The sequence below is a fragment of the Nitrobacter sp. MLSD-S21 genome (assembly GCF_058809865.1).
Genome location: NZ_JBXASZ010000002.1, coordinates 322,250 through 345,525, shown reverse-complemented (window position 1 = coordinate 345,525; position 23,276 = coordinate 322,250). Strand labels below are relative to the sequence as shown.

Sequence of the window (23,276 nt, the reverse complement as noted above, 5' to 3'; positions counted from 1 at the left end):
AAGCCTGATGTAACGCGAGCTAGCCCGGCCGGCGTCCCGCGCGGGGGGCATGAGATTCCAGAGCACGGATGCGGTCGGCCAGCGTGCTAACCGGAATCGCTCCGTTACCCGCCGAGCCATTGACCGTTTTCGTGGCTTTGGCGGGACCCGTAGCTGTTGCCGTCAGGATGGCTTCGATCGGGGAATCCGGCCCTTCGATGGTCATGGCCAGCCTCGCGACTTCGGCGGCGATGTCATTAATGTGCTCCCGCAACAGCGCGTTTTCCATCTGCTCGACCGTACCGGACTCCGCCTGACGCTGGAGCACGTTGATGTCGCGCTGCAATTTGGTTCGCTCGTCGTGGGCAGCGCGCAGCGCCCGTTCGGTCGCCAGTATTTCGTTGCGCAGCCCATCGATGAGCGGAGACTTACCGCCGTTTAGCGACGCAATCTCGTCGCGTAACTCACTGTTGGCGCGTTCCGCGGCAGCTTTGACTCGCCGCAACTCACTGTTCTTCGTATTTCGCTCGGCAAGCGCCGTGGTCTGCGCAGCGAAGTCGGCTTCGAGTTCTCTGACCCGACCGCCGAGCCTTTCCGCGTCCTTGGTTTTGTCGATGAGCTGGCCGTCAATCTTGACGATGCGCTGGCTTAGATTCTCGACGTGTTTGCGTGCCTCGTCGCGCTCCCTGGCCGCGACTGTTGTTTGGCCGCGCTGTTGCTCGAGTAGTGTATTCGTAGCGGCGAGTTCGTTTTCGATATCGTTGAGGCGGCTCTGCAATCGCTCGATCTGCGCGCGTACGACGAACAGTTCGGCTTGCCGGCCTTCGGCAGTCAACGAGCGGTCCGACAAGTCCTGGCGAAGCCGCCCGAGTTCCTTTTGCCGCTCGGCGAGGGTCTGCTCGACGCTCCGCAACATTTCCGCCTTGGTGGCAAGCTCCTGTTCGGCTGACTGCAATCGCTCCCCTGCCGTTTTCCCGCGTCCCTCTAGACTGAATATCCTCGCGTTCTTCTCGCCGAGCTCCACCTTCAGGCGGTTGATTGCGTCGGCCTTTTTGCCGAGCTCAGCGGACTGGCTGGCGACCTTCCTCTTGAGTTGGTCGACACTCATTTCCAGCCGCCGCGCCGACATCGCAAATTCGGCACGCAACTGATCTTTGTCGGCCTGGATTTCAGCCATCGACATCGGGGTAGCGGCTTCCATGCGTTTGATGGTGAGGCGGACTGCGCGGTCGTGCACGAGCGGCATGACCATCAGTCCGCACAGCATCGAAATTAGAAAACCGATCGCCAGATACATGATCGGCTCGACCATGGGCAACGCTCCACAACCCGGATAGGCGCTAGGGATCTGGTTACCATGCCACGGGCGGCCGGTAAAACGCCAGCGCTACGCCTCAATCGGTTTCCCAACCAAGCGGAATAGCCGCAAGAAAATGCTTTCAGTTAGTAACGTGCGCGTACTTTGATGCAAGACCGCATCCTTCTGCGGATATTCGCTGGACGTCAGAACGGGTTCCAGGTCGCTTGGGGCGTATACTTCAAATAGCCGATATTGGCGCCGAGCCGTAGTCCGAGACCCGAGCGGATCGGCACCAGCACGATGTTGTTTGCGGTCAGCGCCGTCATTCCGAAGCCGCCGACGATATAGGCGGAACCGTCGATGCCTGCGAAACGCTGATAGATCGCGCTTGTGGCGGGCAGGTTGTAGACCAGCGTCATGGTGCGGGCGCCGTCGCCGCCCCAGTCGAATCCGACGGATGGCCCCTGCCAATAGACTTTCAGGTCGCCGGCATTCTTGGTGTAGAGGGTGCCCTCGCCGTAGCGCAGCCCCGCCACAAAGGCCCCCGAGCCTTCCTCGCCGAGGATGTAGCCGTTCGGCAGGCCCCATTGGCTCACCGCACGTTCGATGACCGAGGCGAGCCCGCGTGAGACGTTGCCGAAGAACCGGGTTCCGGATGTGAGGAGTTCATCCGACGAATAGGTCCCAGGACCGCTGCTCCGTTGTGCCGGCTGTGCCCGGTAAGGCGCCGATTGCTGGGCAGAGGCCGGCACAGTCCCGAACATCACCGCAGCGAGCGTGACCGCTGCAAGGCGCGAAATAAGAGTCATGAAAAGCACCCCAAGTAGCAACTTGTCACTGCGTCCTTAACCCGATGCTGAGATGCAGGTTCGTAGGATGCGGCGATCGTCCCCCGACTCGCGAGTTATCGGCACCAACTATGACGGCACGGCGGCAGGAAAGATATGGCTTGCGCCTCGGAATAGCCGTGATCGCCTCGCTGGGGTGCGCCTTCGCTATCTCGGACATCAATTTGGCGGCTCGGGCCGCCACCTCCGAACGGGTCGTGGTCGACAGGTATACGGGGCTGGCGATCGGCGGGTTCGATCCCGTGGCTTTTTTTACCGACGCACGGCCGGTGCAGGGCGACGCCGACTACGAGGTCTCGCAGGGCGGCGCTATCTGGCGCTTCAGCAATCCCGACAACCGCGCCTTTTTCATCGCCAACCCCGATGTTTATAGTCCACGTTTCGGGGGCTACGATCCGGTGGATATTGCGCGGGGTGTGACTTGCGCTGGAACGGCGCGACTCTGGCTGATTTTCGGTCAGCGGCTTTATCTATTCGGTCATGAGGACAGTCGCGCGGCTTTCGCGGCTAATCCGACGCACTATCTGCGCGAGGCGACGCGCCGCTGGGCCGTGCTGAAAGAAACCCTCGCGCAGTAGTGCTGCGCCGGCTTCGCCTAACCTCGGGGCGCGGCAGAAGGGTCGCCCCAGGCAATAAACTCCGGGACCAGAAACCCCTCGCGGGCTAGGCCGAAATGCAGCGGCGCACCCAACTCATCCGTGACCTTGCCGCCGGCGGCGGTGACCAGAGCGTGACCTGCCGCAACGTCCCATTCGCCGGTCGGGGCGAGTCGTGGGTAGATATCGGCGCCGCCCTCCGCGATCCGGCAGAACTTGACGGCGGAGCCGAGCGGTTTGCGCACCGCGCCGGGCCGGCGCTCGATGAATGCGTCCGAGCGGTGGTCGGCGTGGGAGCGGCTGACGGCGGCGACCCATTGGGAGCCGGGGGGAGGAAGCGGTCGGGTCGCAATCGGCTTTGCGGCGCCGGACTCACCGCCGTCCGGCGTGACCGCGACGCGCTGGGCGCCGCGTCCGACAAGACCTCGCCAGATCGACCCGAGCGCCGGCGCGCCGATGATGCCGAGTAGCGGCACCCCGTCCGTCACGATTGCAAGGTTCACCGTGTATTCGTCGCGACCCGCGATGAATTCCTTGGTGCCATCCAGCGGATCGATCACGAACAAACTTCCGGAGTAAGGCGGTGTCGCGAGATGCACGCGCTCCTCGGACAGCACCGGAATATCGGGGCGGAGTTGCGCGAGTCCTTCGGCGATCACACGGTCAGAGGCGAGATCCGCGTCCGTGACGGGAGACCCGTCGATTTTGCCGCCGATCATCATGCGGCCGCGATTGACCGAGAGCACGGCGGCGCCGGCTTTCGCGACCAGTTCCGTGAGTGAGTCCATCAGCGCGGCAGCGGAGTGAGCGTCGATCACCGGCACGTTCGAGGTGTCCTTGCGTAGCACCGGGGGACGGCGGCGACTGCCTCAAGGTGGCAGCACAGGCTCAGGCCGTGTATCAAACTCTGAAGATCGTTTGATTCGCCATGTCCGCGTGCTGCGGAGTTGCCGAAACTGATCCCAGGAATACATTTTATGTCTGGCACACCGTCTCCCGATTCCGCTCCCGACGCGCTTGAACTCGCGGCACTGCTCTGTTCACGCGTCTGTCACGACCTCATTAGTCCCGTAGGCGCAATCGTCAACGGACTTGAGGTATTGGACGACGATCCCAAGCCGGACGATCGTGAGTTTGCCCTCGATTTGATTCGCAAGAGCGCCAAAATTGCCTCGGCGCGGTTGCAGTTTTGCCGTCTCGCATTCGGGGCAGCGGGCTCGGCCGGAGCGCAGATCGACCTCGGCGATGCCCAGAACATGGCGAAGGGCCATTTCGAGGACGGCAAGATCACGCTCGCCTGGAATTTACCGCGCCTTCTGCTGCCGAAGAACAGGGTGAAACTCTTGCTCAACTTGCTGATGATCGCGCAGCAGACGATTCCCCGCGGGGGAGTGCTAACGGTCGACTCGCTCGGGGAGGGCGAGGCCATGGGCTTCCGGATCACCGCCGCCGGGTTGAATGCCCGCGTGTCGCAGCCCGTCGCCGATCTTCTAGCGTCTGGTTCGTCCAACACCGTCGATGCCCACGCGGTTCAACCCTATTACACCCGTCTGCTGGCAGACGCCTGCGGCATCAGCATTTCGCTTGTCGCCGACGGCGACCAGGTGGTTGCGACTGCCAACTAAAGCCTCCGCCTCACCGACCAGGTTAACAAATGGTTTCCAGGTTGGACGCAATGGTTTCGAAGCTCGTTGCGAATGATGGTCTCGGTCGTTTTGTTTACCAGTTTGGCGGGCTCTTTTTGACTTGCTCAACCAATGTTAACGCTTTGCGGTGAAATTGGCCCGGCCGTGAAAGGCGCGACGACGTCGCCTCGGCGTTTCGAAGGCCAGAAGGCATGGATGATCTTCTTTGCGAATTCCTGACCGAGACCAACGAGAGTTTGGACACGGTTGACAACCAGCTCGTCCGATTCGAGCAGGATCCAAACAATGCGAAGATATTGGATAATATCTTCCGGCTAGTCCATACCATTAAGGGAACGTGCGGCTTTCTGGGCCTTCCAAGGCTAGAAGCGCTCGCTCATGCGGCGGAGACGCTGATGGGCAAGTTTCGTGACGGCATGCCGGTGACCGGCGAGGCCGTGACGCTTATTCTCTCCACCATCGATCGTATCAAGGACATCTTGGGCCAGCTCGAGGCGACCGGAACGGAGCCGGAGGGGGCCGACGCCGATCTGATCGATGCATTGCATCACATGGCCGAGGATGGTCCGTCCAACGCCGCTCCCGAGCCGTCCGAGCCCATGTCGGCAGATGAAACGGCGGGGACGCTCACCTACCAGATTCTCGAACGACCTCTGCGCCCCGGCGAGGTGTCGCTTGATGATCTCGAGCGCGCGTTCCGTGAGACGAATGTCGAGCCGACTGCGCCTGCTTCGCAGCCCGCGCCCGAAGTGTCCGCGGCGCCCGTTGCTTCGAAGCCAGTCGCAAAGGCTGCTCCGAAGAAAGTGGAGGATGCTCCGGAAGGCGATCGGGTCGCCAACCAGTCCATTCGCGTCAATGTGGATACGCTTGAGCACCTGATGACGATGGTGTCCGAGCTCGTGTTAACGCGCAACCAGCTGCTCGAGATCAGCCGTCGCCAAGAAGACAACGAATTCAAGGTGCCGCTGCAACGGTTGTCCAACGTCACCGCGGAGCTGCAGGAGGGCGTCATGAAGACGCGGATGCAGCCTATCGGCAACGCCTGGCAGAAGCTGCCCCGCATCGTGCGAGACCTCTCGAGCGAACTCGGCAAGCAGATCGAACTCGAGATGCATGGTGCCGACACCGAACTCGACCGTCAGGTTCTCGATCTCATCAAGGATCCGCTGACGCACATGGTACGAAATTCCGCCGATCATGGCCTGGAAACACCGGCCGAGCGCGTCAAGGCGGGCAAGCCGGAGCAGGGCTCGATCCGTCTTTCGGCGTATCACGAGGGCGGCCACATCATTATCTGCATCGCTGACAACGGCCGCGGTCTCAATACCGAGCGCATTAAGGCCAAGGCCATTCAAAACGGTTTGGCGACCGAGGCCGAAATCGAGAAGATGACTGAGGCGCAGATCCATAAGTTCATCTTCGCACCGGGGTTCTCCACCGCTGCAGCTGTAACCAGCGTCTCCGGTCGCGGCGTCGGTATGGATGTGGTGCGGACCAATATCGATCAGATCGGCGGTACAATCGACGTCAAGTCGGTGGCCGGCGAGGGTTCGAGTGTCACCATCAAAATTCCGCTGACGCTGGCGATCGTGTCTGCGCTGATCGTGGAGGCCACGGGTGATCGCTTTGCGATACCGCAGCTTTCGGTGGTCGAGCTGGTGCGCGCGCGCGCCAATTCGGAGCACCGTATCGAGCGGATCAGGGACACTCCGGTCTTGCGGCTGCGAAATAAGCTCTTGCCATTGATGCACTTGAAGACCCTTCTGAAGATCGATGATGGCTCGGCCAGCGATCCCGAGAACGGCTTCATCGTGGTCACGCAGGTCGGCAACCAGACCTTCGGTATCGTCGTGGACGGCGTGTTCCATACGGAGGAAATCGTGGTCAAGCCGATGTCGACCATGCTGCGGCATATCGGCATGTTCTCGGGCAACACCATCCTGGGCGACGGTGCTGTGATCATGATCATCGACCCGAACGGGATCGCCCACGCGCTGGGCGCATCGGTCTTGTCTCAGCAAGAGATCTCCGATGAGAGCGCTGCGCGAGCCAGCGCCGCCGAGCAGACATCACTTCTGGTCTTCCGTGCCGGATCGGATCAACCCAAGGCCGTGCCGCTCGCACTGGTCACGCGACTGGAAGAGATCGCGGTCGACAAGATCGAGATCTCCGACGGCCGCTATATGGTGCAGTACCGCGATCAGCTCATGCCACTGATTCAGATGGATGGCGTTTCGGTTGGAAAAGACGGGTCGCAACCGGTCCTGGTGTTCGCTGATGACGACCGGGCAGCGGGGCTGGTGGTCGACGAGATCATCGACATCGTCGAGGAGCGTCTGAACATCGAGGTGGCGAGCAGCCAGCAGGGCATCCTCGGCTCCGCCGTCATCAAGGGCCGGGCGACGGACGTAATCGATATCGGTCATTTCCTGCCGATGGCCTTCGCCGACTGGTTCAAGCGCAAGGAGATGCGTGCGGCTGCCACTGCGCGGTCGGTGCTGCTGGTGGATGACAGCGCCTTCTTCCGCAACATGCTCGCGCCGGTTCTCAAGGCTGCAGGCTATCAGGTTCGGCTCGCGACCAACGCGCGGGAAGGTCTCGTCGCGCTGCGGTCGGGTCAGGAATTCGACGCGATCCTCACAGACATCGAAATGCCGGACATGAACGGCTTCGAGTTCGCGGAGACGGTGCGCTCCGATAACCGCTTGAACGGCACTCCGATTATTGCGCTGTCGTCGATGATTTCTCCGGCCGCGATCGAACGGGGCCGTCAGGCCGGTTTCCACGACTACGTAGCCAAATTCGACCGGCCTGGCCTGATTGCTGCACTGAAGGAGCAGACCGCCGAAATTTGCCGGGCGGCATGAAGGACCAGATGATGACCACGGTAAATCACGCAAACGAAAGCGCACTCACCGAATACGTCACCGCGACGATCGGCGACCAGTTGTTTGGGCTGCCGATCTCACGCGTGCAGGACGTGTTCAAGCCGGAACGTCTAACCCGCGTGCCGCTGGCCTCGAACGATATCGCGGGCGTCCTGAATCTGCGGGGCCGTATCGTCACCGCGATCGATATGCGCGCCCGGCTCAAACTTCCCAAGGGAGAAGCCGGTCGCCCGCCCATGGCTATCGGCGTCGAACTGCGCGGTGAGTCCTACGGACTTTTGATCGACTCGATCGGCGAGGTCATGAAACTCCCGGATGAGGGCCGCGAGGTCAATCCGGCTAATCTCGACCTGCGGATGGCGGAGCTGTCGGCAGGTGTGTATCGGCTGGATGGGCAGTTAATGGTTGTTCTCGATGTCGATCGTGTTCTGGAGATTGGACCTGACAAGCTTGCAGCTTGACCCGGCAAATGCCGGCCGAGGGAAAGCGCTGAAAAGACACGGAGACCAAAATGAAAACGTGCCTGATCGTTGACGACTCGAGTGTCATTCGCAAGGTCGCACGACGTATCCTGGAGGGCTTTAATTTCCACATCGTCGAGGCGGAGGATGGCGAGAAGGCGCTGGATGTTTGCAGGCGTGAACTGCCTGACGCCGTGCTTCTGGACTGGAATATGCCGGTCATGGATGGCTACGAATTCCTTCGCAACCTTCGCCGGATGCCTGGCGGCGATCAGCCGAAGGTTGTGTTCTGCACCACGGAGAATGATGTGGCGCACATCGCCCGCGCGCTCCACGCCGGCGCCAACGAATACATCATGAAGCCGTTCGACAAGGACATCGTGTCAGCCAAATTTCAGGAAATCGGCCTGATCTAAATCTCGTCGCGATCCGGACGGCTGGACATTTTTATTCGTTGCGTGGGGTGGGGCATGAGTACTGCTGTGGCAAGTCCGGTGGCTCAAGATTCGAGAAAGCAGGAGCCGCTGCGCGTCATGGTGGTCGACGACTCCGTCGTAATACGCGGACTGATTTCCCGATGGATCGAGGCTGAACCCGACATGATAGTTGCGGCCTCGCTGCGCACCGGGCTCGACGCCGTCAAGCAGGTTGAGCGCGCCAATCCCGATGTCGTGGTCCTCGATATCGAAATGCCCGAACTCGACGGCATTTCCGCGCTGCCGCAACTGCTGGCCAAAAAGCGCAACCTCATTGTCATCATGGCCTCGACGTTGACACGCCGCAATGCGGAGATCAGCTTCAAGGCGCTGTCGCTCGGCGCCGCCGATTACATTCCGAAGCCCGAGAGCACGCGCGAGATCGCGGCGGCTGATATCTTCAAGCATGACCTGATCCAGAAGATCCGGCACCTCGCTGCAAAACGTCGTCGTCCGGCGACGGCCGCCGCACCGCCGCTGGTCCCGCGCGAACAGGAACCGCTGGCCAAAGCTACTCCTGCGACGAGCCGCCCCCCGCCAACGCTGCGTGCCTTCAGCGCAAACGTCCCGCGTGTGCTGCTGATCGGCTCGTCCACGGGCGGGCCGCAGGCGCTGATGGCGCTGGTGGCCGGAATAGGGCCGGTGATCGACCGTTGTCCGGTGCTGATCACCCAGCACATGCCGCCGACGTTCACCACCATTCTCGCCGAGCATCTGGCGCGGGCCGCAGGGCGCCCCGCGCATGAGGGAGTGGATCAGGAGACCGTGAAGCAGGGTCATATCTATCTTGCACCCGGCGGTCGTCACATGCGGGTGGTCCGAAAAGGAGTAGACGCGGTCATCGTTCTGGATGACGGCCCGGCGGTGAATTTCTGCAAACCAGCCGTCGATCCTCTGTTCACGTCGGCGATAGACGTCTGGCAGGGCAGCGCTCTGGCCGTGATCCTGACCGGAATGGGATCCGATGGAATGCGCGGCGGCAGGCAGATTGTCGCCGCCGGGGGGAATGTCATCGCGCAGGACGAAGCGAGCAGCGTGGTGTGGGGAATGCCAGGCGCCGCTGTCCAGGACGGAATTTGCGCGGCCGTTCTGCCGCTTCAACAAATCGCTCCGAAGCTGGTTCGGTTATTTGCGGGAGACCGTCTGTGACACCGCTTGATTTTGAGTACTTGCGCAAGTTGCTGAAAGAGCGGTCCGGCCTCGATCTTGCCGCCGACAAGCAATATCTGGTCGAGAGCCGTTTGACTCCGCTCGCACGCAAGGCCGGCTTCTCCGGTATCGGCGACCTCGTGCAGAAAATGAAGAACGGTGCTGCGGCCCTGACGGTTGACGTCGTCGAGGCGATGACCACCAACGAAACCTTCTTCTTTCGCGACAAGACACCGTTCGATCATCTGCGCGAGACCGTGATCCCGGCGCTGGTCGAGGCCCGCGCGGCTCGTCGGAACCTGCGGATCTGGTGCGCCGCAGGTTCGACCGGGCAGGAGCCGTATTCGATCGCGATGTGCCTGAAGGAGTGCGGTCCGGCGCTCACGGGCTGGCGCACCGAGATCATCGCCACCGATCTGTCGAACGAGGTGCTCGAAAAATCGCGCGCCGGCCTCTACAGCCAGTTCGAAGTGCAGCGTGGACTGCCCATTCAGTTGCTCATCAAGTATTTCAAGCAGGTTGGCGAACTGTGGCAGATCAACCCCGACATTCGCGCGATGGTTCAGCACCGCCAGCTCAACCTGTTGCAGGATTTTTCCCATCTTGGGACCTTCGACGTGATTTTCTGCCGCAACGTACTGATCTATTTCAATCAGGAAACCAAAATCGGCGTCTTCACGCGGCTTGCGAAGCAGATGGAAGCTGATGGTTTCCTTGCGCTCGGCGCTGCTGAAACCGTAGTCGGGCTGACCGATGCGTTCAAACCGCATCCCGATAAGCGCGGTCTTTATCTGCCCAATCGCGTTTGCTCGCCCGCGCTGGTGCCGGGCATGCCGTCACCCAAGGCGGCGGCCCGCGCGTAGCTGCGCTTCGGGGGCATTCTGGAGCGCGGCTTTGGCGACGACGAATGTGTTGCGCTCGCCGCTTACGCGGCATCCGGAGTGATGCCGCGTTTCACAAGATCGCATGCGGCACAAAGCGAGACGTGTTGCCCGTGATCGGGTTCTCGTCCTCACGGATCGACAGTCCGCAAGCCTGATCGCCAACGATCCAGCTTCCGATCACCGGATACTGACCATCAAAGGTCGGCAACGGCGCGAAGGCCTGACGCACGAACCCTTCGCCGCCGTAGGGTCCACCCTGCTGATCCAGCGCCGTTCCGCCGCTGATCAGTTCGATGTTGGCGCCTTCGCGTGAGTATATCGGCTTGCGCACATACGAGTTGCCGAGCTTGCTCGCCGCGGCATCGTCCTCGAAATAGGCGGGCAGCAGGTTCGGGTGGTTGGGGAACATCTCCCACAGCAGCGGCAGAATTCCCTTGTTGGAGAGCACGACCTTCCAGGGCGGCTCAACCCATCGCGTCGACGCAGCCTGAACCTTGGAGCCAAAGCTGTCGCGCAGCATCCATTCCCAAGGGTAGAGCTTGAACGCGAGCTCAATGCGACGATTGTCAAGATCGACGAACTGGCCGGTGCCGTCGACGCCGATGCGCTCGATCTCCAGCGATGTCGTTTGAAGGCCGGCCTGCCGGGCGGTGTCCTCGAGATAGTTCAGTGTGACCGCATCCTCGGGGTTGTCGTACAGCCCGGTCAGATGCAGATGGCCATTCGTCGCGATCTCGCGCCAGCGCGCGATCAGTTTGTCGTGGATGGAATTAAACTGATCGACATTCTTGGGAATGATCTGGCGCTCCATCGCCTGTTCGAGCCAGGTCCATTGAAACACCGCGGCCTCGAACAGCGAGGTGGGGGTATCGGCATTGTATTCGAGCAGTTTCGCTGGCCCGTGACCGCTGAAGCTGAAGTCGAAGCGGCCGTAAAGCGTGGGATCGCCGCGCCCCCAGCTCTCGGTGAGGATCCGCCAGCAGGCTTGCGGAATCCTGAGGCGGCGTAGCACGCTCTCGTCATTCATTGCACGCTCGACCAGTTCGAGGCACATGGCGTGGATTTCGCCGGTCGGTCCTTCGATCTGCTGCTCGATCTCGTCAAGCGTGAACGCATAATAGGCCCGCTCGTCCCAGTACCGCGCGCCGTCAAGGGTATGAAATGCGAAGCCGGCATTCTCCGCGGTCGATTGCCAGTCGTCGCGTTCGGGGCAGGCGATGCGTTGCATAGGAGGAACTCGCGAGCCGCAGGCGTGTCAGCCGCCGGAGAAGTGAGCCGAAATCGCATGGGCGAAACCGCCGAAGCCGCCGCGTGTCACGGAACCGCTGCCGGATTCGGATGAGGAGTGGCTCGAGGAATCGCTGCCGCCGTAATAACTCGATCGCGATGACCAGCCGCTGCTCGATGAACCCGAATTGCAGGCCGTTCCGGTCTGGCCGGGTGTTGCGGACGCCGCGACGCCGGGGCGGTTGGGCTCGCAGTTGTTGTGAGGCATCAGCAAGTAGGCGCCACCGCCGACCGCGAGCGTGCCCATCACCAGCAGCGCGACACGTCCGGAACGTTTCACCGGGGGCGACGATTCGAGCGGCGGCAGCCGTCGTTTCCCGAATTGTTCGGCGGGAGGCTGGGCCATGGTTAGTACACCATCGACGCAGCGTTGATCGCGCCGGCCGCGACCGATGACAGGCCGAGCCAGATCGCCGGCGCGAGTTCGCCGGCGGCGATCCGAGCCGACAGGTTCGGTACGGGAATTTTGACGATGTAATAGACCGCGATCTGCACGTTCAGCGCGATCACGCTCCAGATCAGACAGTCGATCACATTGACGGTGTGCATAATGGCACTGACCACCGGAATGACGAAGCCAACCAGGCTGAGCCCGAGCGCGATCGCCGCGGCGGGATGGTTGTCGCAGATCAGCTGGAATTCATCGTGCCGCGTGACGCGCGTATAGACGAACAGATACAGCACGACCGCGATCAGGCCTGTGCAGAAATACAGCAGGAAGGCCGGCAGCCCGGCCAGCGATTGCAGGATCATGTCAGCCCCCGTGGTGACGCCTCAGCCCCGGATAATCAGCCATGTTGTGTCAGTCGAGGCAACCCGGCGACGGGTTCAGGGCAGGATCGGGCCTTCGGGTCGAGTAAAATGCAGACTTCTAGGTCTCGCAAACAAAGACCCCGCCATTTGCGGCGGGGTCAGTCTGGGAGGAAAGGTGAAGTCCGGTATCACGCCGGAATGCGGACTTCGTCATCGTGCGGTTCACGGAGCACGTAGCCGCGGCCCCAGACGGTTTCGATGAAGTTGCGGCCATCGGAGGCATTGGCGAGTTTCTTGCGCAGCTTGCAAATGAATACGTCGATGATCTTCAACTCGGGCTCATCCATGCCGCCATAGAGGTGGTTGAGGAACATTTCTTTGGTCAACGTAGTACCCTTGCGCAAGCTGAGCAGCTCGAGCATCTGATATTCTTTGCCCGTAAGGTGGACACGCTGCCCGCCGACTTCCACAGTCTTGGTGTCGAGATTGACTACGAGATCGCCGGTCTGGATCACCGACTGGGCATGACCCTTGGAGCGGCGCACGATCGCATGGATGCGGGCCACCAGCTCGTCCTTGTGGAAGGGCTTTGTCATGTAGTCGTCGGCGCCGACGCCGAGACCCTTGACCTTGTCCTCGATACCGGCAAGGCCGGAAAGGATCAGAATGGGTGTTTTGATCTTGGAGACGCGCAGCTGCTTGAGCACGTCGTAACCCGACATGTCGGGCAGGTTGAGGTCGAGAAGGATAATGTCGTAATCGTATAGTTTGCCGAGATCGACGCCTTCTTCGCCGAGATCCGTCGTATAGACGTTGAAACTCTCGGACTTGAGCATCAGCTCGATCGACTGCGCGACGGCGCTGTCATCCTCAATCAGCAAAACGCGCATGCCAGTCCCCTAATCGTCGCCGCGCCGGGCGTCAGGCCGGCCGCAATACTTGCGGCACTGGAAACGCCTTTAAGCAACTGATTCGGATCCTGACAGCTTATGGTTAACAAAAACTGTTTCTGTTCTGCAAGTCTCTTCGGTGCAATTTTCATCGAATCGCCCTAAGCTGTTGCATTGAAGCAGCTTTCCTTATCCGACCGGCACTCAGGCTCCACATTAAAAGTCAGGCCTAACCGACTCTCGCGACTCGCCTTCGTCCTGAAGACACGCGCGCTCAGTCACCAAAGACAGTGACGCAATGATTAACGATGCGGGTAAACACGAGGTTAAGGAGCTCGGCTAATGCGCGGAAACCTAAGGATTTCACGATGAAGAGCTTGGCCGAGCGGATTGGCGAGATCGAGCGCGTCAATATTTATGGCCGCGTGGTCGGTGTACGTGGGCTGATGGTTGAGATAGCCGGCCCTATCCATGCGATGTCGGTGGGAGCCCGTATCGTGATCGAGACCGGCGTCGGTCGGGCCATCCCGGCGGAGGTGGTCGGCTTCAACGGCGACAATGCCGTTGTCATGCCGTTTGCCGGCCTTGACGGGGTACGACGCGGCTGCCGCGCCTTGATCGCCAATGCCTCCGGCCAGGTGCGGCCGGCAGCCTCATGGCTCGGACGTGTTATCAACGCCATGGGCGAGCCGATTGACGGCAAAGGGCCGCTACCACAGGGGCCGGCGCCGGTGCCGTACCGTAATTCGCCGCCGTCGGCGCATTCGCGCAAACGGGTCGGCAAACCGCTCGATCTCGGCGTCCGCGCGCTGAACACATTCCTGACCTGCTGCCGTGGCCAGCGGCTCGGCATTTTCGCCGGCTCCGGCGTCGGCAAATCGGTGCTGCTGTCGATGTTGGCGCGCAACGCGGATGCCGACATTTCGGTCATCGGACTGGTCGGCGAACGCGGTCGTGAGGTGCAGGAGTTCCTGCAGGACGACCTTGGCGAAGAGGGGCTCGCACGATCGGTCGTCGTGGTTGCGACTTCTGATGAGCCAGCCTTGATGCGGCGTCAGGCCGCCTATCTGACTCTGGCGGTCGCGGAATATTTCCGCGACGAGGGCAGGGACGTCATGTGCATGATGGACTCGGTGACACGCTTTGCAATGGCGCAGCGCGAAATCGGCCTGTCGACCGGCGAGCCGCCCACCACGAAGGGTTACACACCGACAGTGTTCACCGAATTGCCGAGGCTTCTGGAGCGCGCCGGTCCCGGCGCCGACGAGGGAACCATCACCGGCATCTTCACCGTGCTGGTGGACGGTGACGATCATAACGAGCCGGTGGCCGACGCAGTGCGCGGCATTCTCGACGGCCACATCGTGATGGAGCGTGCCATTGCCGAGCGAGGTCGCTACCCCGCGATCAACATTTTGAAGTCGGTGTCCCGCACCATGCCGAAATCGGCTGATCCAGCCTTCCTGCCGATCATTACCCGCGCGCGACAGATGATGGCCACTTATTCCGATATGGAGGAACTCGTCCGGCTCGGCGCCTATAGGACCGGCTCCAACGCAGAGGTCGACGAGGCAATCAAGTTGAATCCGATTTTAGAGGATTTTCTGCGCCAGGCGAAGGATGAGGTGACGAGCATCGAGGAGGGTTATCGAAGGTTGCAGCAAATCGTTAAGACCTTGGAAACGGAAAGCTAACTTTGTCGGGTCATCATCGGATTCTCATATGAGGAGTATGGCGGGATCCGAAGGAGGTGCCGCCGTTGTCCCGCGTAGATTGGGACTTCTGGGGAGTACGAGTCGATGAAGTCGCGTGAAACGCTGATCCGCCTGAAGAAATTCCAGGTCGAGGAGAAGCGTCGGAGGGTGGCTCAGATCGAGGGCATGATTGCTGATTTCCAGCGTATGTCGGTCGATCTGGAGCGTGAAATCGAAATCGAGCAGGAACGTGCTGGGATCGACGATCCCGCACATTTCGCGTATCCGACCTATGCCAAGGCAGCGATCCAGCGCCGGGAAAACCTGACCCGCTCCGCCGACGAACTCCGCGTCCAGCTCGAAGATGCCAAGATGGGCTTGGCGGAAGCCTTTGAGGAGCTCAAGAAAGTCGAATTGCTGGATGAGCGCGATCAGGCTCGCGAACGCGCAGAAGAGAACGCTCGCGAGCAGGCCGATCTTGATAGTATCGGTTTAATGCGCTCGCGCATGGGCGCCGCCACCATCGCGTGACGCGGGCGGTCCGCCGAAGAGAAAAATTCCGCATCGGCGCCGACGGCTTCTATCTGGGTGCGCTTATTATTATGGGGTGTTTATAACGAAAGAAAACGCCCGTGGGGGGCGGGCGTTTTCCATCGTAGTCCACTTGGGGTTAGTGGGTCCTCTACGTACTCACGTGGCGACTTCGGGGGGCAAATGTAAAGAAGCCTCGTGAATTCCTTCAAACTCCTTCAGCGGACGACCATCGCGCCCGAACTCGTAACAGCCATCGGCTTCCCGGCTTTGATGACGCGTGCAGTCTGGGTATAGCCATCGTCAGCGTTCATGCGCGCTGAAATTGCGAAACCCGCCACTGCAATACCTGCAACAAGAGCCACAACCACGATCTTCAGGTGGGTCGTCCGATCCGCGCTGTAAATCGAATGGTTCATTGGAAGCCCTCCTGGCGTAACTTCCTTCTTGGAGATTGGTCTCCGCTGCCTGCGCAGAGGTTCATAATCTCGCGCCCTTAGAACGTAGGAATCGACACCAATGTTCCGAAGGGTTGATCACAAAGTGGTGAAAAGGTGTGAAGATGCGCGATCATTGACCCGGCCTAATATGGGGAAATGGATAAATTGTGCAAATACATCAGCATTTTAACGTTAAACTGCGCTCGCGGCGCGTCCCGACGGGGCCGGCACAGGCTGGAGATAAACCAGTTGTCTGGTGCCAAAATGCCGCATTAAGAGCGGCGTGATTCGAGCAGCGTGATCAGATGCTGCCGACCGTCTTGAGCCGGGCCCGGGGATGGATTTCGGCCTGCGATAGAACAGAGGTCTGGGCGCGGAAACGCTCGACCAGCGAGCGGACGAACGGCCGGATTGCGGCCGAGGTTACCAGCACCGGCGCTTCGCCTTCCCGGGCGGCCTGTTCGAAGCGGTCGCGCACCGCGGCCATAAATTCTGATAACTTTGACGGCTGCATCGCAAGGCTGCGTTCCTCGCCCTGGCCGATGATGGAGTCGGCAAAGGCCTGTTCCCATTTGGCCGACAGTGCGACCAGTGGCAGGTAACCGTTGACGGAAGTGTTTTGGGCGCAGATTTGACGCGCAAGGCGGGCACGCACGTGCTCGACCAGCGTCGCCGGGTTGCGCGAGAAGGCCAGCGCTTCGGCGATGCCTTCGAGGATAGTGGATAAATCGCGGACGGAAATGCGCTCGGCGAGCAGGAGCTGCAGCACGCGCTGGATGCCGGATATCGTGATCTGGCCTGGAACAATGTCCTTGATTAGCTCGCCCTGTTCCTTCGGTAGATCCTTCAGAAGTTTTTGCACTTCGCCGTAAGAGAGCAGATCCGACATGTTGGTCTTGAGCAGTTCAGTGAGGTGGGTCGAAACGACGGTCGCGGCATCGACCACGGTATAGCCTTTCAGTGAGGCCTCCTCCTTGAGCGAGGCATCCACCCATGTTGCCGGCAGTCCGAAGGTCGGTTCGGTGGTGTGAATGCCGGGAACCCCGACCTGATCGCCGGCAGGATCCATCACCATGTACTGGTTCGGCCAGATACGACCCGAGCCGGCGTCGACCTCTTTGATCTTGATGATGTAGGTGTTGGCCTCTAGCTGCACGTTGTCGAGAATCCGCACCGCCGGCATCACGAATCCCATCTCGATCGCGAGCGAGCGGCGCAGCGCTTTGATCTGCTCGGTGAGGCGATCCTGGCCATCCGGGCCGTTGACCAGCGGCAACAGCGCATAACCCAGTTCGATCTTCAGATCGTCGATCTTCAGCGCCGCCGAGATCGGCTCTTCCGCACTCGGGGGGGCGACCGCGGCGTCGGACGCCGCCGCCGCCATGGCTGCCGCCGCCGCGACGCTTTGGCGTTTTCGCGAACTCCAGGCAAGCGCCGCCGCTCCGCCGCCGAGCGCGACAAACGGCAGCATCGGAATGCCGGGTAGCAGACCCAGCACCAACATTACCCCGGCTGACATACCAAGCGCTTGCGGATAGCCGGAGAGCTGCTTCATCAGCGCCTTGTCGGCGGCGCCGGTGACGGCAGCTTTGGAGACCAGAAGGCCCGCGGCGGTGGAGACGATGAGTGCGGGAATCTGTGTCACCAGTCCGTCGCCGACGGTGAGCAGCGTGTAGCTGCGCGCGGCGTCGGCGAAGCTCAGGCCCTCCTGCGCAATGCCGATGACCATGCCGCCGATGATGTTGATGAAGACGACGAGCAGGCCGGCGACCGCATCCCCCCGCACGAACTTCGAGGCGCCGTCCATGGCGCCGAAGAAGCCGCTTTCATCTTCCAGCGCCTTGCGGCGTTCCTTGGCGGTCTTTTCGTCGATGAGGCCGGCGGAGAGGTCGGCATCGATCGCCATCTGCTTGCCGGGCATGGAGTCGAGCTGAAAGCGCGCCGCCACCTCGGCGATGCGGCCCGAACCCTTGGTGATGACCACGAAGTTCACGATCACCAGGATCGCGAACACGATGATGCCGATCACGAAGTTGCCGCCCATCACGAAGTTGCCGAAGGCCTCGATGACGTGGCCGGCGGCGGCCGAGCCTTCATGCCCGTGCGACAGGATCAGCCGTGTTGAGGCGAGGTTGAGCGACAGCCGCAGCATGGTCGCAATCAGCAGCACGGTCGGGAAAGAGGAGAATTCCAGCGGCGCCTGGATGAACAGGGACGTCATCAGGATCAGGATTGACAGCGTGATCGAGATCGCCAGAAAGAGGTCGAGGATGATCGACGGCAGCGGAAGAATCAGGACGACAAGGATCGTCAGGATGCCGAAGGCGAGCGCGAGATCGCCGCGCTTCAGCATGGTCCCGATCTCGCCAAAACTCGGAAAACCCGAGCCTGGCGAATTTGCGCCCTGATTCGCCGTGATGCCCCTCATCCTCCCCGTCTCCACCCACGCCCAAGGCCGCTCCCGCGCGCCGATCGTCTGCGCGGCGGCTGAGGCGGCTCCATTTTGAAGTAAGGCGCCGCCCTGGCGTTCATTGGGGGCGATGCCGTTCTGAGCGGCTGACGACGCGCGGTCCCCTAGGCAAAATTTGCCCTGTGTATGGTTAGCAAAGAGTTAAGACGCCCTCGTTGCGTCTGGTTCTGTCACTTCCGATGCCGCTAGGTCTCGTGGTCGCTGGTGACCGCTGGAACGATGTCTTTTGGCCGGTGCCCAGACAGAACGTGTTCTTTCGGCGCCGCCGTCCCGGTCCGCATCGGGCCTGTACGCTCGCAACCAGCTAATAAGGTCATCGAAATAAAGGTCATCGAGATGTCCGGTTCGCGAAGCAGCGTCAAAAATCCGCTTGATAAGACCTACGAACCCGCCTGATGCCTGCCTCAGTCCCACATCTTCGGTGGAACGCGTGCCACTTCTAGCGCGGTGGTCACGGAGAGGAGGAAATGCGCGCTCCGATCTGGCGCGCGTGCTCCGTATCGCGCTCGAAGCCACCCAAAGCCCTGACCGCCGATTGCCGCGCGGCACATGACATTGTAAGGGGATGCCTGCGCCGGCGGCGGTTGCACACGCGACGTCCGGCCGGGGCCTGTAGCTCAATGGTTAGAGCCGGCCGCTCATAACGGTCTGGTTGGGGGTTCGAGTCCCTCCGGGCCCACCAGCAAATCAGGCATCTACACGAGCCTGCGAGACCTTCCGGCTCATGTGGCGCCAACGTGTATCAATTTTGCGCGAGTGCGACGAAGGCGGCGAGACGATCGGGCCGCGAATTCTCCTGCCGTTGCGCGGCCATCTGGCCTGATGCCCACAACATCTTTAGGTGCGAGATGCGGCGGGGCGACTGACATAGCTGGACAATGTCCCCGCACAATGCACGGCACAAAGATGCCGACCTGTTCGTCAGCCCCAGAAGCTGGTTACAAATCGAATCTGTGAGGTTTGATAGGTAGTTCCGCTGTGACGACTGCAGCCGCCTTACAGAATGAACGCGGAACGCAAGATAGGAAAGATAGGATCGACCACAGACCATGGCGCCCGTGCTCTGAAGAAGTGATACGCCCGATCGCGGTCCTCGTGGGTATCTCGCCATATGATAGCAATCGGAGATCGAAACAGATGGTTTTGGTTTTACGTTGCACTGCAGCTAACACGAAAGGCTAACGCGCGCGGAGCTTGATCCTGTGGCGCTCGGCTGTCATATATTTATTTGTCCATTTTATCGTTGTGAAGTTGTTCGCAAAATGAGATTTACATTTGGTTTTATTCCCTGTCATCGAAGCCGCATCCAGGTAGGAAGATGAAGAAGCATTCGCGGGAGGAAATTCTTTCGAAGCTTGCCCGGGCAGACGAGCTTGCCCGCACGGGCAATTCCCAGGTCGATGTGTGCAAGGCGCTTGGTGTGAGTGTCATGACCCTTCATCGGTGGAGGAAACTGCCTCTGCCAAGGCAAGAAGCAAATGTTTTTCAGGACAATGCAGGAGAAGGTGTGGCGTCTGCCAGACCTCCGGCGATGGATCAGATGCGTCATGTTCTGGAGGAGCTTAAACTCGAGAACCAGCGGCTTCGAAAGATCGTCACGGATCTCTTGCTAGAGAAAATGAGGCTTGAGGAAGCCGCGGTTACGGCATCGTCTCGTCCGTCGGAGACGCAAGGTGTGCAGGCCCTGCTTGGTCCAGCCAATTCCAGATAGCTGTCCTTGGAAGGGAAAGAAGTGTCTCTCTGCGAGTGCGAAGTTACCTATTCCTCTTGGTCGGTCCGTTCGATTGCGTCCGCTAGTTCTTGGATTTCCCGATCAGCGTTATCTCCGGGCACGAAGCTTGTTACCGATTGACCGCTAGTGAAGCAACGAACGAAGGCGGCGCGGCTAGCGATCGGCGGCCCGACCGCTTCACCGAATGTATTTAACTCGTCGAGCAGTTGCCTTCCCTCGAGCGTGCGGCGATCGAGCCTGTTCGGCACCAGGATCACCTTGATTCGATCCCGGCGGCGTTCCCGTGCTGCGTTAATGATCGCAAGAGTCTGAAGCGTTGCATCGAGGTCAAGGCCGGACGGGGTGCAGGGTACCAAAATCAGATTGGCCACAGCGATGGAGGCCCCCATTTCTCGAGCGTTGGGAGCGGTGTCGATGACGATCACCCCAGCTTCAATGCTGCGCACTTCCTGCGCCCAGGCGGAGACTGACATTTGCTCCAAGGCCATTTCATAGACCGGGAATTCGAGATTGCCGGGCTCCGCCCACTGTGAGGCGGAACGTTGAGGGTCGCTGTCGACAAGCGCAACGTCATGTCCCCGGCGCGCGAGCGCAGCGGCGACACAGACCGCGATGGTGGTTTTGCCGACACCGCCTTTGCGCTGAGTAACGGTTATAATTCTCCGTCTCAGTCCGTGAGAGCTCATGCGGGCGCCACGATAACAAATTCTCACATTTTCCGGTAAAAGCATCTGCCGACGTTACCATTTCTTGACCGAAAATCACAATTGGCTGGCCGGTCAGGGTTTATAGTGGTCCGTCCTTCTGATTTTATGCATGCCTAGTGGGCGAATCCGACCCAGATTAGGGAAATCGGCTCGGTAAAGCACGCAGGTATCCGGCTGATGGGCCGACGATCTCAGTCGAATCTAAGTTAAGGGGACGTAATTTGATCCTTGACTTGCGCGATCTGGTGCCTCTAACATAGACATAACAATCGAGAGGTGACATAACATTTATATGTTATGCGAGCCCCGGGTCGGCTCAGGACTAGCACATTCGAACTGCAGTATATTGGTGTCGATTGGCGTCGACTGAATATCTGCTTTCGTCATGAAAAAATCCAGCCAGAGGACGCCATGGCCGTTTCCTATTTGACGAAGACCGAGTTAGGTGAGTTTCTCCATAATAACGGGAACATCGAGGCGGGCGTACGATCGGCGTTGATCGATTCGCTCGAGCAAAGCGGTGTGTTTAACGAGGGCGACAACAGTGCGAGGGGATGGTTGGAGTCAGGGCCGTTCGCCGGCGGGGCGGTGCCGCCGGTGGTCCAGATTCTGGACGTATCCAACTCGACAAGCGTCCAGACGAATCCGAATCTGAAAGCGATTGTCCTGGACGACCACAGCGCCAGACTGAACGTGACCGGCGGGGATAACGACATCTTTGTCGCCGCAGGCAGAGGTAATGATACGATCAACCTTCGCGATAGCGGTGACGATACGGTCTACGGTGGAGGCGGCAACGACGTCATCCGCGGAGGCCATGGCGACAGCTCGCTATTCGGCGGTGCCGGCAATGACAGCATTTACGGCGGCACCGGCAATGACACGCTGGACGGCGGCGCCGGCAACGACCTCCTGGTATCTGGTGCGCTGGCCGGCGGCGGCGGGGGTGGCGGCGGCGGTAACGCGCGCGTTGCCAGCGCCGACGACAGCACCTTCGGGGATAATGATCGCGGCCGCGGCCGTGACGGCGGTCGTGGAGATGATCGCGGCGGCGGTCGCGGAGATGACCGTGACGGCGGTCGTGGAGATGACCGTGGCGGTGGTCGCGGAGATGGCCATGGCGGCGGTCGCGGAGACGACCATGGTGGCGGTCGCGGAGATGACCATGGCGGGGGTCATGGTCATGGCGGCGGTGGCAATAATGGTGGCAATAATAATGATGTGGAAGGACACAGCACGCTTATAGGCGGCGCTGGGAATGACACACTGGTTGGCGTGCAGGGCGACGTCATGCAAGGCGGTGCGGGCAACGACCACTTCAGGCTGTCCGGTGGTGGAGATGGCAATTCCACGCTGGAAGGCGGAGGTGGCAATGACACCTTCCGGATCGAATCGCATAGCGGCAGCGATACCATCTTCGGCGGCAACGGTAACGACTCCGCCGAGTTCGTTGGTCGTTCGTTCTTCGATGTTGCCAAGATCGACGTCGATGAGAGCACGTCGACCTACACCCTGCACTTCAACGATGAGCAGACTGTTGCGGTCAACGGAGTTGAGGAGTTGCACTTCAGCGATCAGGTCGTCACGCTGCCGAAACTCTCATAGTTCGGACGGAAGCACAGGATTGTTAAGGCCCCGCTTCGGTGGGGCCTTAATTTTTGTGATGCAAAGACATCCCACGGGGCCGCTCGTGCCTTTGTGAAGCCACATCGATAGTGTCATGGTCATAGATCGCTGGAGCGGTATTGTTCTAACTTTTTTCCGATAGCTCCGATCGGAACGCCAGGAGCCGATGTTGCCCCGAGGTATCAAGCGCTTGCTCAACGCGGGCTCCGGCCCCGGGTCTGCCCGACGAATCGCTCGAATGATTCACGAGCGAGGACTGGAAGAATTACGTTTCGATATCGATCCGAGTGTGCAACCCCACGTCGTCGGCTCTATCCTCGAACTTGAAACGTCGTTCGAGCCACAATCGTTTGATGTGATATGGTCGTCACACGTCCTTGAGCATCTCTATGCTCACGAGATCTTTCCCACGCTGCGCCAGTTCCATCGCGTCCTGCAACCGGACGGCTTTGCCCTGATCATGAGCCCTGATGTCGAAGCGGTGGCTCATTTTATAGTCGAGCAAGGTATTGCGGCGGTCGCCTACAATTCTCCTGCAGGTCCGATCAGGCCGCTCGATATGCTTTACGGCCATTCCCGGGCCATCGAGGAAGGACACCTGCATATGGCCCATCGCACCGGCTTTACCGCAGAGCGACTCGGCAATCTGCTATTGACGGCCGGCTTCCCGACCGTGTCGGTCTCAATGCAGAACTTCGAGGTTTGCGCGCTGGCGTTGATGCCCGAGGCCGATGATGCAGCCATCAAGACAGCTTTATTAGGAAGCGGGTTTAATTTTCAGGAGCTGGCGGCTTAGTCCGGCGCGGAGCGGCCATGCACGGATGCTTTTGCATGGTGGTTCAGAAGAACCCGTTGCATTTTCGGCAGTCCAATTTTGAACCCGACCAATCGAAGCATACGATAGCGAATTCCCGGGAAA

23 protein-coding genes and 1 tRNA gene are annotated in these 23,276 nt (G+C 60.4%); 13 read left to right on the top strand and 11 right to left on the bottom strand.

The features are described 5' to 3' along the window. Window positions 1–19: 19 nt before the first annotated feature. Window positions 20–1,291 (bottom strand): coiled-coil domain-containing protein, encoded by a 1,272-nt coding sequence (locus tag AC1RT6_RS07375; RefSeq protein WP_079445665.1) that lies wholly within the window; start codon window positions 1,289–1,291, stop codon window positions 20–22. 191 nt (window positions 1,292–1,482) lie between these two features. Further along, on the bottom strand, window positions 1,483–2,088 hold the full coding sequence (locus AC1RT6_RS07370; protein WP_079445666.1) for a DUF1134 domain-containing protein: 606 nt from the start codon (window positions 2,086–2,088) through the stop codon (window positions 1,483–1,485). 110 nt (window positions 2,089–2,198) lie between these two features. On the opposite strand from AC1RT6_RS07370, the gene AC1RT6_RS07365 reads away from it, so the two are divergent. Continuing rightward, the gene (locus AC1RT6_RS07365; RefSeq protein ID WP_079445667.1) at window positions 2,199–2,705 is read left to right on the top strand and encodes a YHS domain-containing (seleno)protein; all 507 of its coding nucleotides are present in this window, start codon (window positions 2,199–2,201) and stop codon (window positions 2,703–2,705) included. A 17-nt stretch (window positions 2,706–2,722) separates the two neighbouring features. Here the strand turns inward: AC1RT6_RS07365 and AC1RT6_RS07360 are convergent, their stop codons facing one another. Next, window positions 2,723–3,511 carry a 3'(2'),5'-bisphosphate nucleotidase CysQ family protein gene (locus tag AC1RT6_RS07360; protein ID WP_087881097.1) on the bottom strand — a complete coding sequence of 263 codons (789 nt, stop codon included), beginning with the start codon at window positions 3,509–3,511 and terminating at the stop codon, window positions 2,723–2,725. A gap of 189 nt (window positions 3,512–3,700) precedes the next feature. Here AC1RT6_RS07360 and chpT point away from each other — a divergent pair, with 189 nt between their 5' ends. The 6 genes from chpT (at window position 3,701) to AC1RT6_RS07330 (ending at window position 10,206) form a co-directional block, all read left to right on the top strand. Further along, a complete protein-coding gene (gene chpT, locus AC1RT6_RS07355) occupies window positions 3,701–4,348 on the top strand; it encodes a histidine phosphotransferase ChpT (RefSeq protein ID WP_079445669.1) in 648 nt (215 codons plus the stop codon). A gap of 212 nt (window positions 4,349–4,560) precedes the next feature. After that, window positions 4,561–7,236, top strand: a complete 2,676-nt coding sequence (locus tag AC1RT6_RS07350) for a hybrid sensor histidine kinase/response regulator (protein WP_079445670.1) — start codon at window positions 4,561–4,563, stop codon at window positions 7,234–7,236. An 11-nt stretch (window positions 7,237–7,247) separates the two neighbouring features. After that, window positions 7,248–7,718, top strand: coding sequence for a chemotaxis protein CheW (locus AC1RT6_RS07345; protein ID WP_079445689.1), 471 nt, complete (start codon window positions 7,248–7,250; stop codon window positions 7,716–7,718). 50 nt (window positions 7,719–7,768) lie between these two features. Next, a complete protein-coding gene (locus AC1RT6_RS07340; protein ID WP_079445671.1) occupies window positions 7,769–8,134 on the top strand; it encodes a response regulator in 366 nt (121 codons plus the stop codon). A gap of 54 nt (window positions 8,135–8,188) precedes the next feature. After that, window positions 8,189–9,343, top strand: a complete 1,155-nt coding sequence (locus tag AC1RT6_RS07335) for a protein-glutamate methylesterase/protein-glutamine glutaminase (RefSeq protein ID WP_079445672.1) — start codon at window positions 8,189–8,191, stop codon at window positions 9,341–9,343. Beyond that, window positions 9,340–10,206, top strand: coding sequence for a CheR family methyltransferase (locus tag AC1RT6_RS07330; RefSeq protein WP_079445673.1), 867 nt, complete (start codon window positions 9,340–9,342; stop codon window positions 10,204–10,206). The genes AC1RT6_RS07335 and AC1RT6_RS07330 overlap by 4 nt, the downstream gene beginning before the upstream one ends. Window positions 10,207–10,297: 91 nt before the next feature. Here the strand turns inward: AC1RT6_RS07330 and AC1RT6_RS07325 are convergent, their stop codons facing one another. The 5 genes from AC1RT6_RS07325 to AC1RT6_RS07305 form a co-directional block, all read right to left on the bottom strand. Then, complete coding sequence (locus AC1RT6_RS07325) at window positions 10,298–11,455, bottom strand: glutathionylspermidine synthase family protein (protein WP_472791282.1); 1,158 nt, start codon at window positions 11,453–11,455, stop codon at window positions 10,298–10,300. A 27-nt stretch (window positions 11,456–11,482) separates the two neighbouring features. After that, window positions 11,483–11,860: a hypothetical protein gene (locus AC1RT6_RS07320; protein ID WP_079445674.1), complete on the bottom strand. Its 378-nt coding sequence runs from the start codon at window positions 11,858–11,860 to the stop codon at window positions 11,483–11,485. A gap of 2 nt (window positions 11,861–11,862) precedes the next feature. Further along, window positions 11,863–12,267: a DUF350 domain-containing protein gene (locus AC1RT6_RS07315; RefSeq protein ID WP_079445675.1), complete on the bottom strand. Its 405-nt coding sequence runs from the start codon at window positions 12,265–12,267 to the stop codon at window positions 11,863–11,865. Window positions 12,268–12,455: 188 nt separating this feature from the next. Then, window positions 12,456–13,157 carry a response regulator transcription factor CtrA gene (gene ctrA, locus AC1RT6_RS07310; RefSeq protein ID WP_079445676.1) on the bottom strand — a complete coding sequence of 234 codons (702 nt, stop codon included), beginning with the start codon at window positions 13,155–13,157 and terminating at the stop codon, window positions 12,456–12,458. After that, window positions 13,142–13,309: a hypothetical protein gene (locus AC1RT6_RS07305; protein ID WP_158081493.1), complete on the bottom strand. Its 168-nt coding sequence runs from the start codon at window positions 13,307–13,309 to the stop codon at window positions 13,142–13,144. The genes ctrA and AC1RT6_RS07305 overlap by 16 nt, the downstream gene beginning before the upstream one ends. Window positions 13,310–13,525: 216 nt before the next feature. Here AC1RT6_RS07305 and fliI point away from each other — a divergent pair, with 216 nt between their 5' ends. After that, window positions 13,526–14,851: a flagellar protein export ATPase FliI gene (gene fliI, locus AC1RT6_RS07300; protein WP_079445677.1), complete on the top strand. Its 1,326-nt coding sequence runs from the start codon at window positions 13,526–13,528 to the stop codon at window positions 14,849–14,851. Between the two features lie 105 nt (window positions 14,852–14,956). Further along, on the top strand, window positions 14,957–15,382 hold the full coding sequence (gene fliJ / locus AC1RT6_RS07295) for a flagellar export protein FliJ (RefSeq protein ID WP_079445678.1): 426 nt from the start codon (window positions 14,957–14,959) through the stop codon (window positions 15,380–15,382). 218 nt (window positions 15,383–15,600) lie between these two features. Here fliJ and AC1RT6_RS07290 read toward each other — a convergent pair whose 3' ends face one another. Both AC1RT6_RS07290 and flhA read right to left on the bottom strand, forming a co-directional pair. Continuing rightward, window positions 15,601–15,801, bottom strand: a complete 201-nt coding sequence (locus AC1RT6_RS07290; protein WP_079445679.1) for a hypothetical protein — start codon at window positions 15,799–15,801, stop codon at window positions 15,601–15,603. A 322-nt stretch (window positions 15,802–16,123) separates the two neighbouring features. Next, window positions 16,124–18,250: a flagellar biosynthesis protein FlhA gene (flhA, locus tag AC1RT6_RS07285; RefSeq protein ID WP_079445690.1), complete on the bottom strand. Its 2,127-nt coding sequence runs from the start codon at window positions 18,248–18,250 to the stop codon at window positions 16,124–16,126. A gap of 648 nt (window positions 18,251–18,898) precedes the next feature. Between flhA and AC1RT6_RS07280 the strand changes: the two genes are divergently transcribed. Next, window positions 18,899–18,974: transfer RNA gene (locus AC1RT6_RS07280), tRNA-Ile, on the top strand. 636 nt (window positions 18,975–19,610) lie between these two features. Continuing rightward, window positions 19,611–20,003, top strand: a complete 393-nt coding sequence (locus AC1RT6_RS07275; RefSeq protein ID WP_079445691.1) for a transposase — start codon at window positions 19,611–19,613, stop codon at window positions 20,001–20,003. 47 nt (window positions 20,004–20,050) lie between these two features. Here AC1RT6_RS07275 and AC1RT6_RS07270 read toward each other — a convergent pair whose 3' ends face one another. Beyond that, window positions 20,051–20,710 carry a nucleotide-binding protein gene (locus AC1RT6_RS07270; protein WP_079445692.1) on the bottom strand — a complete coding sequence of 220 codons (660 nt, stop codon included), beginning with the start codon at window positions 20,708–20,710 and terminating at the stop codon, window positions 20,051–20,053. 432 nt (window positions 20,711–21,142) lie between these two features. Between AC1RT6_RS07270 and AC1RT6_RS07265 the strand changes: the two genes are divergently transcribed. After that, window positions 21,143–22,336 carry a calcium-binding protein gene (locus AC1RT6_RS07265; RefSeq protein WP_079445693.1) on the top strand — a complete coding sequence of 398 codons (1,194 nt, stop codon included), beginning with the start codon at window positions 21,143–21,145 and terminating at the stop codon, window positions 22,334–22,336. Between the two features lie 190 nt (window positions 22,337–22,526). Further along, entirely contained in the window at window positions 22,527–23,153 is a 627-nt protein-coding gene (locus AC1RT6_RS07260) for a class I SAM-dependent methyltransferase (protein WP_087881100.1), read from the top strand. Window positions 23,154–23,276 lie beyond the last annotated feature (123 nt).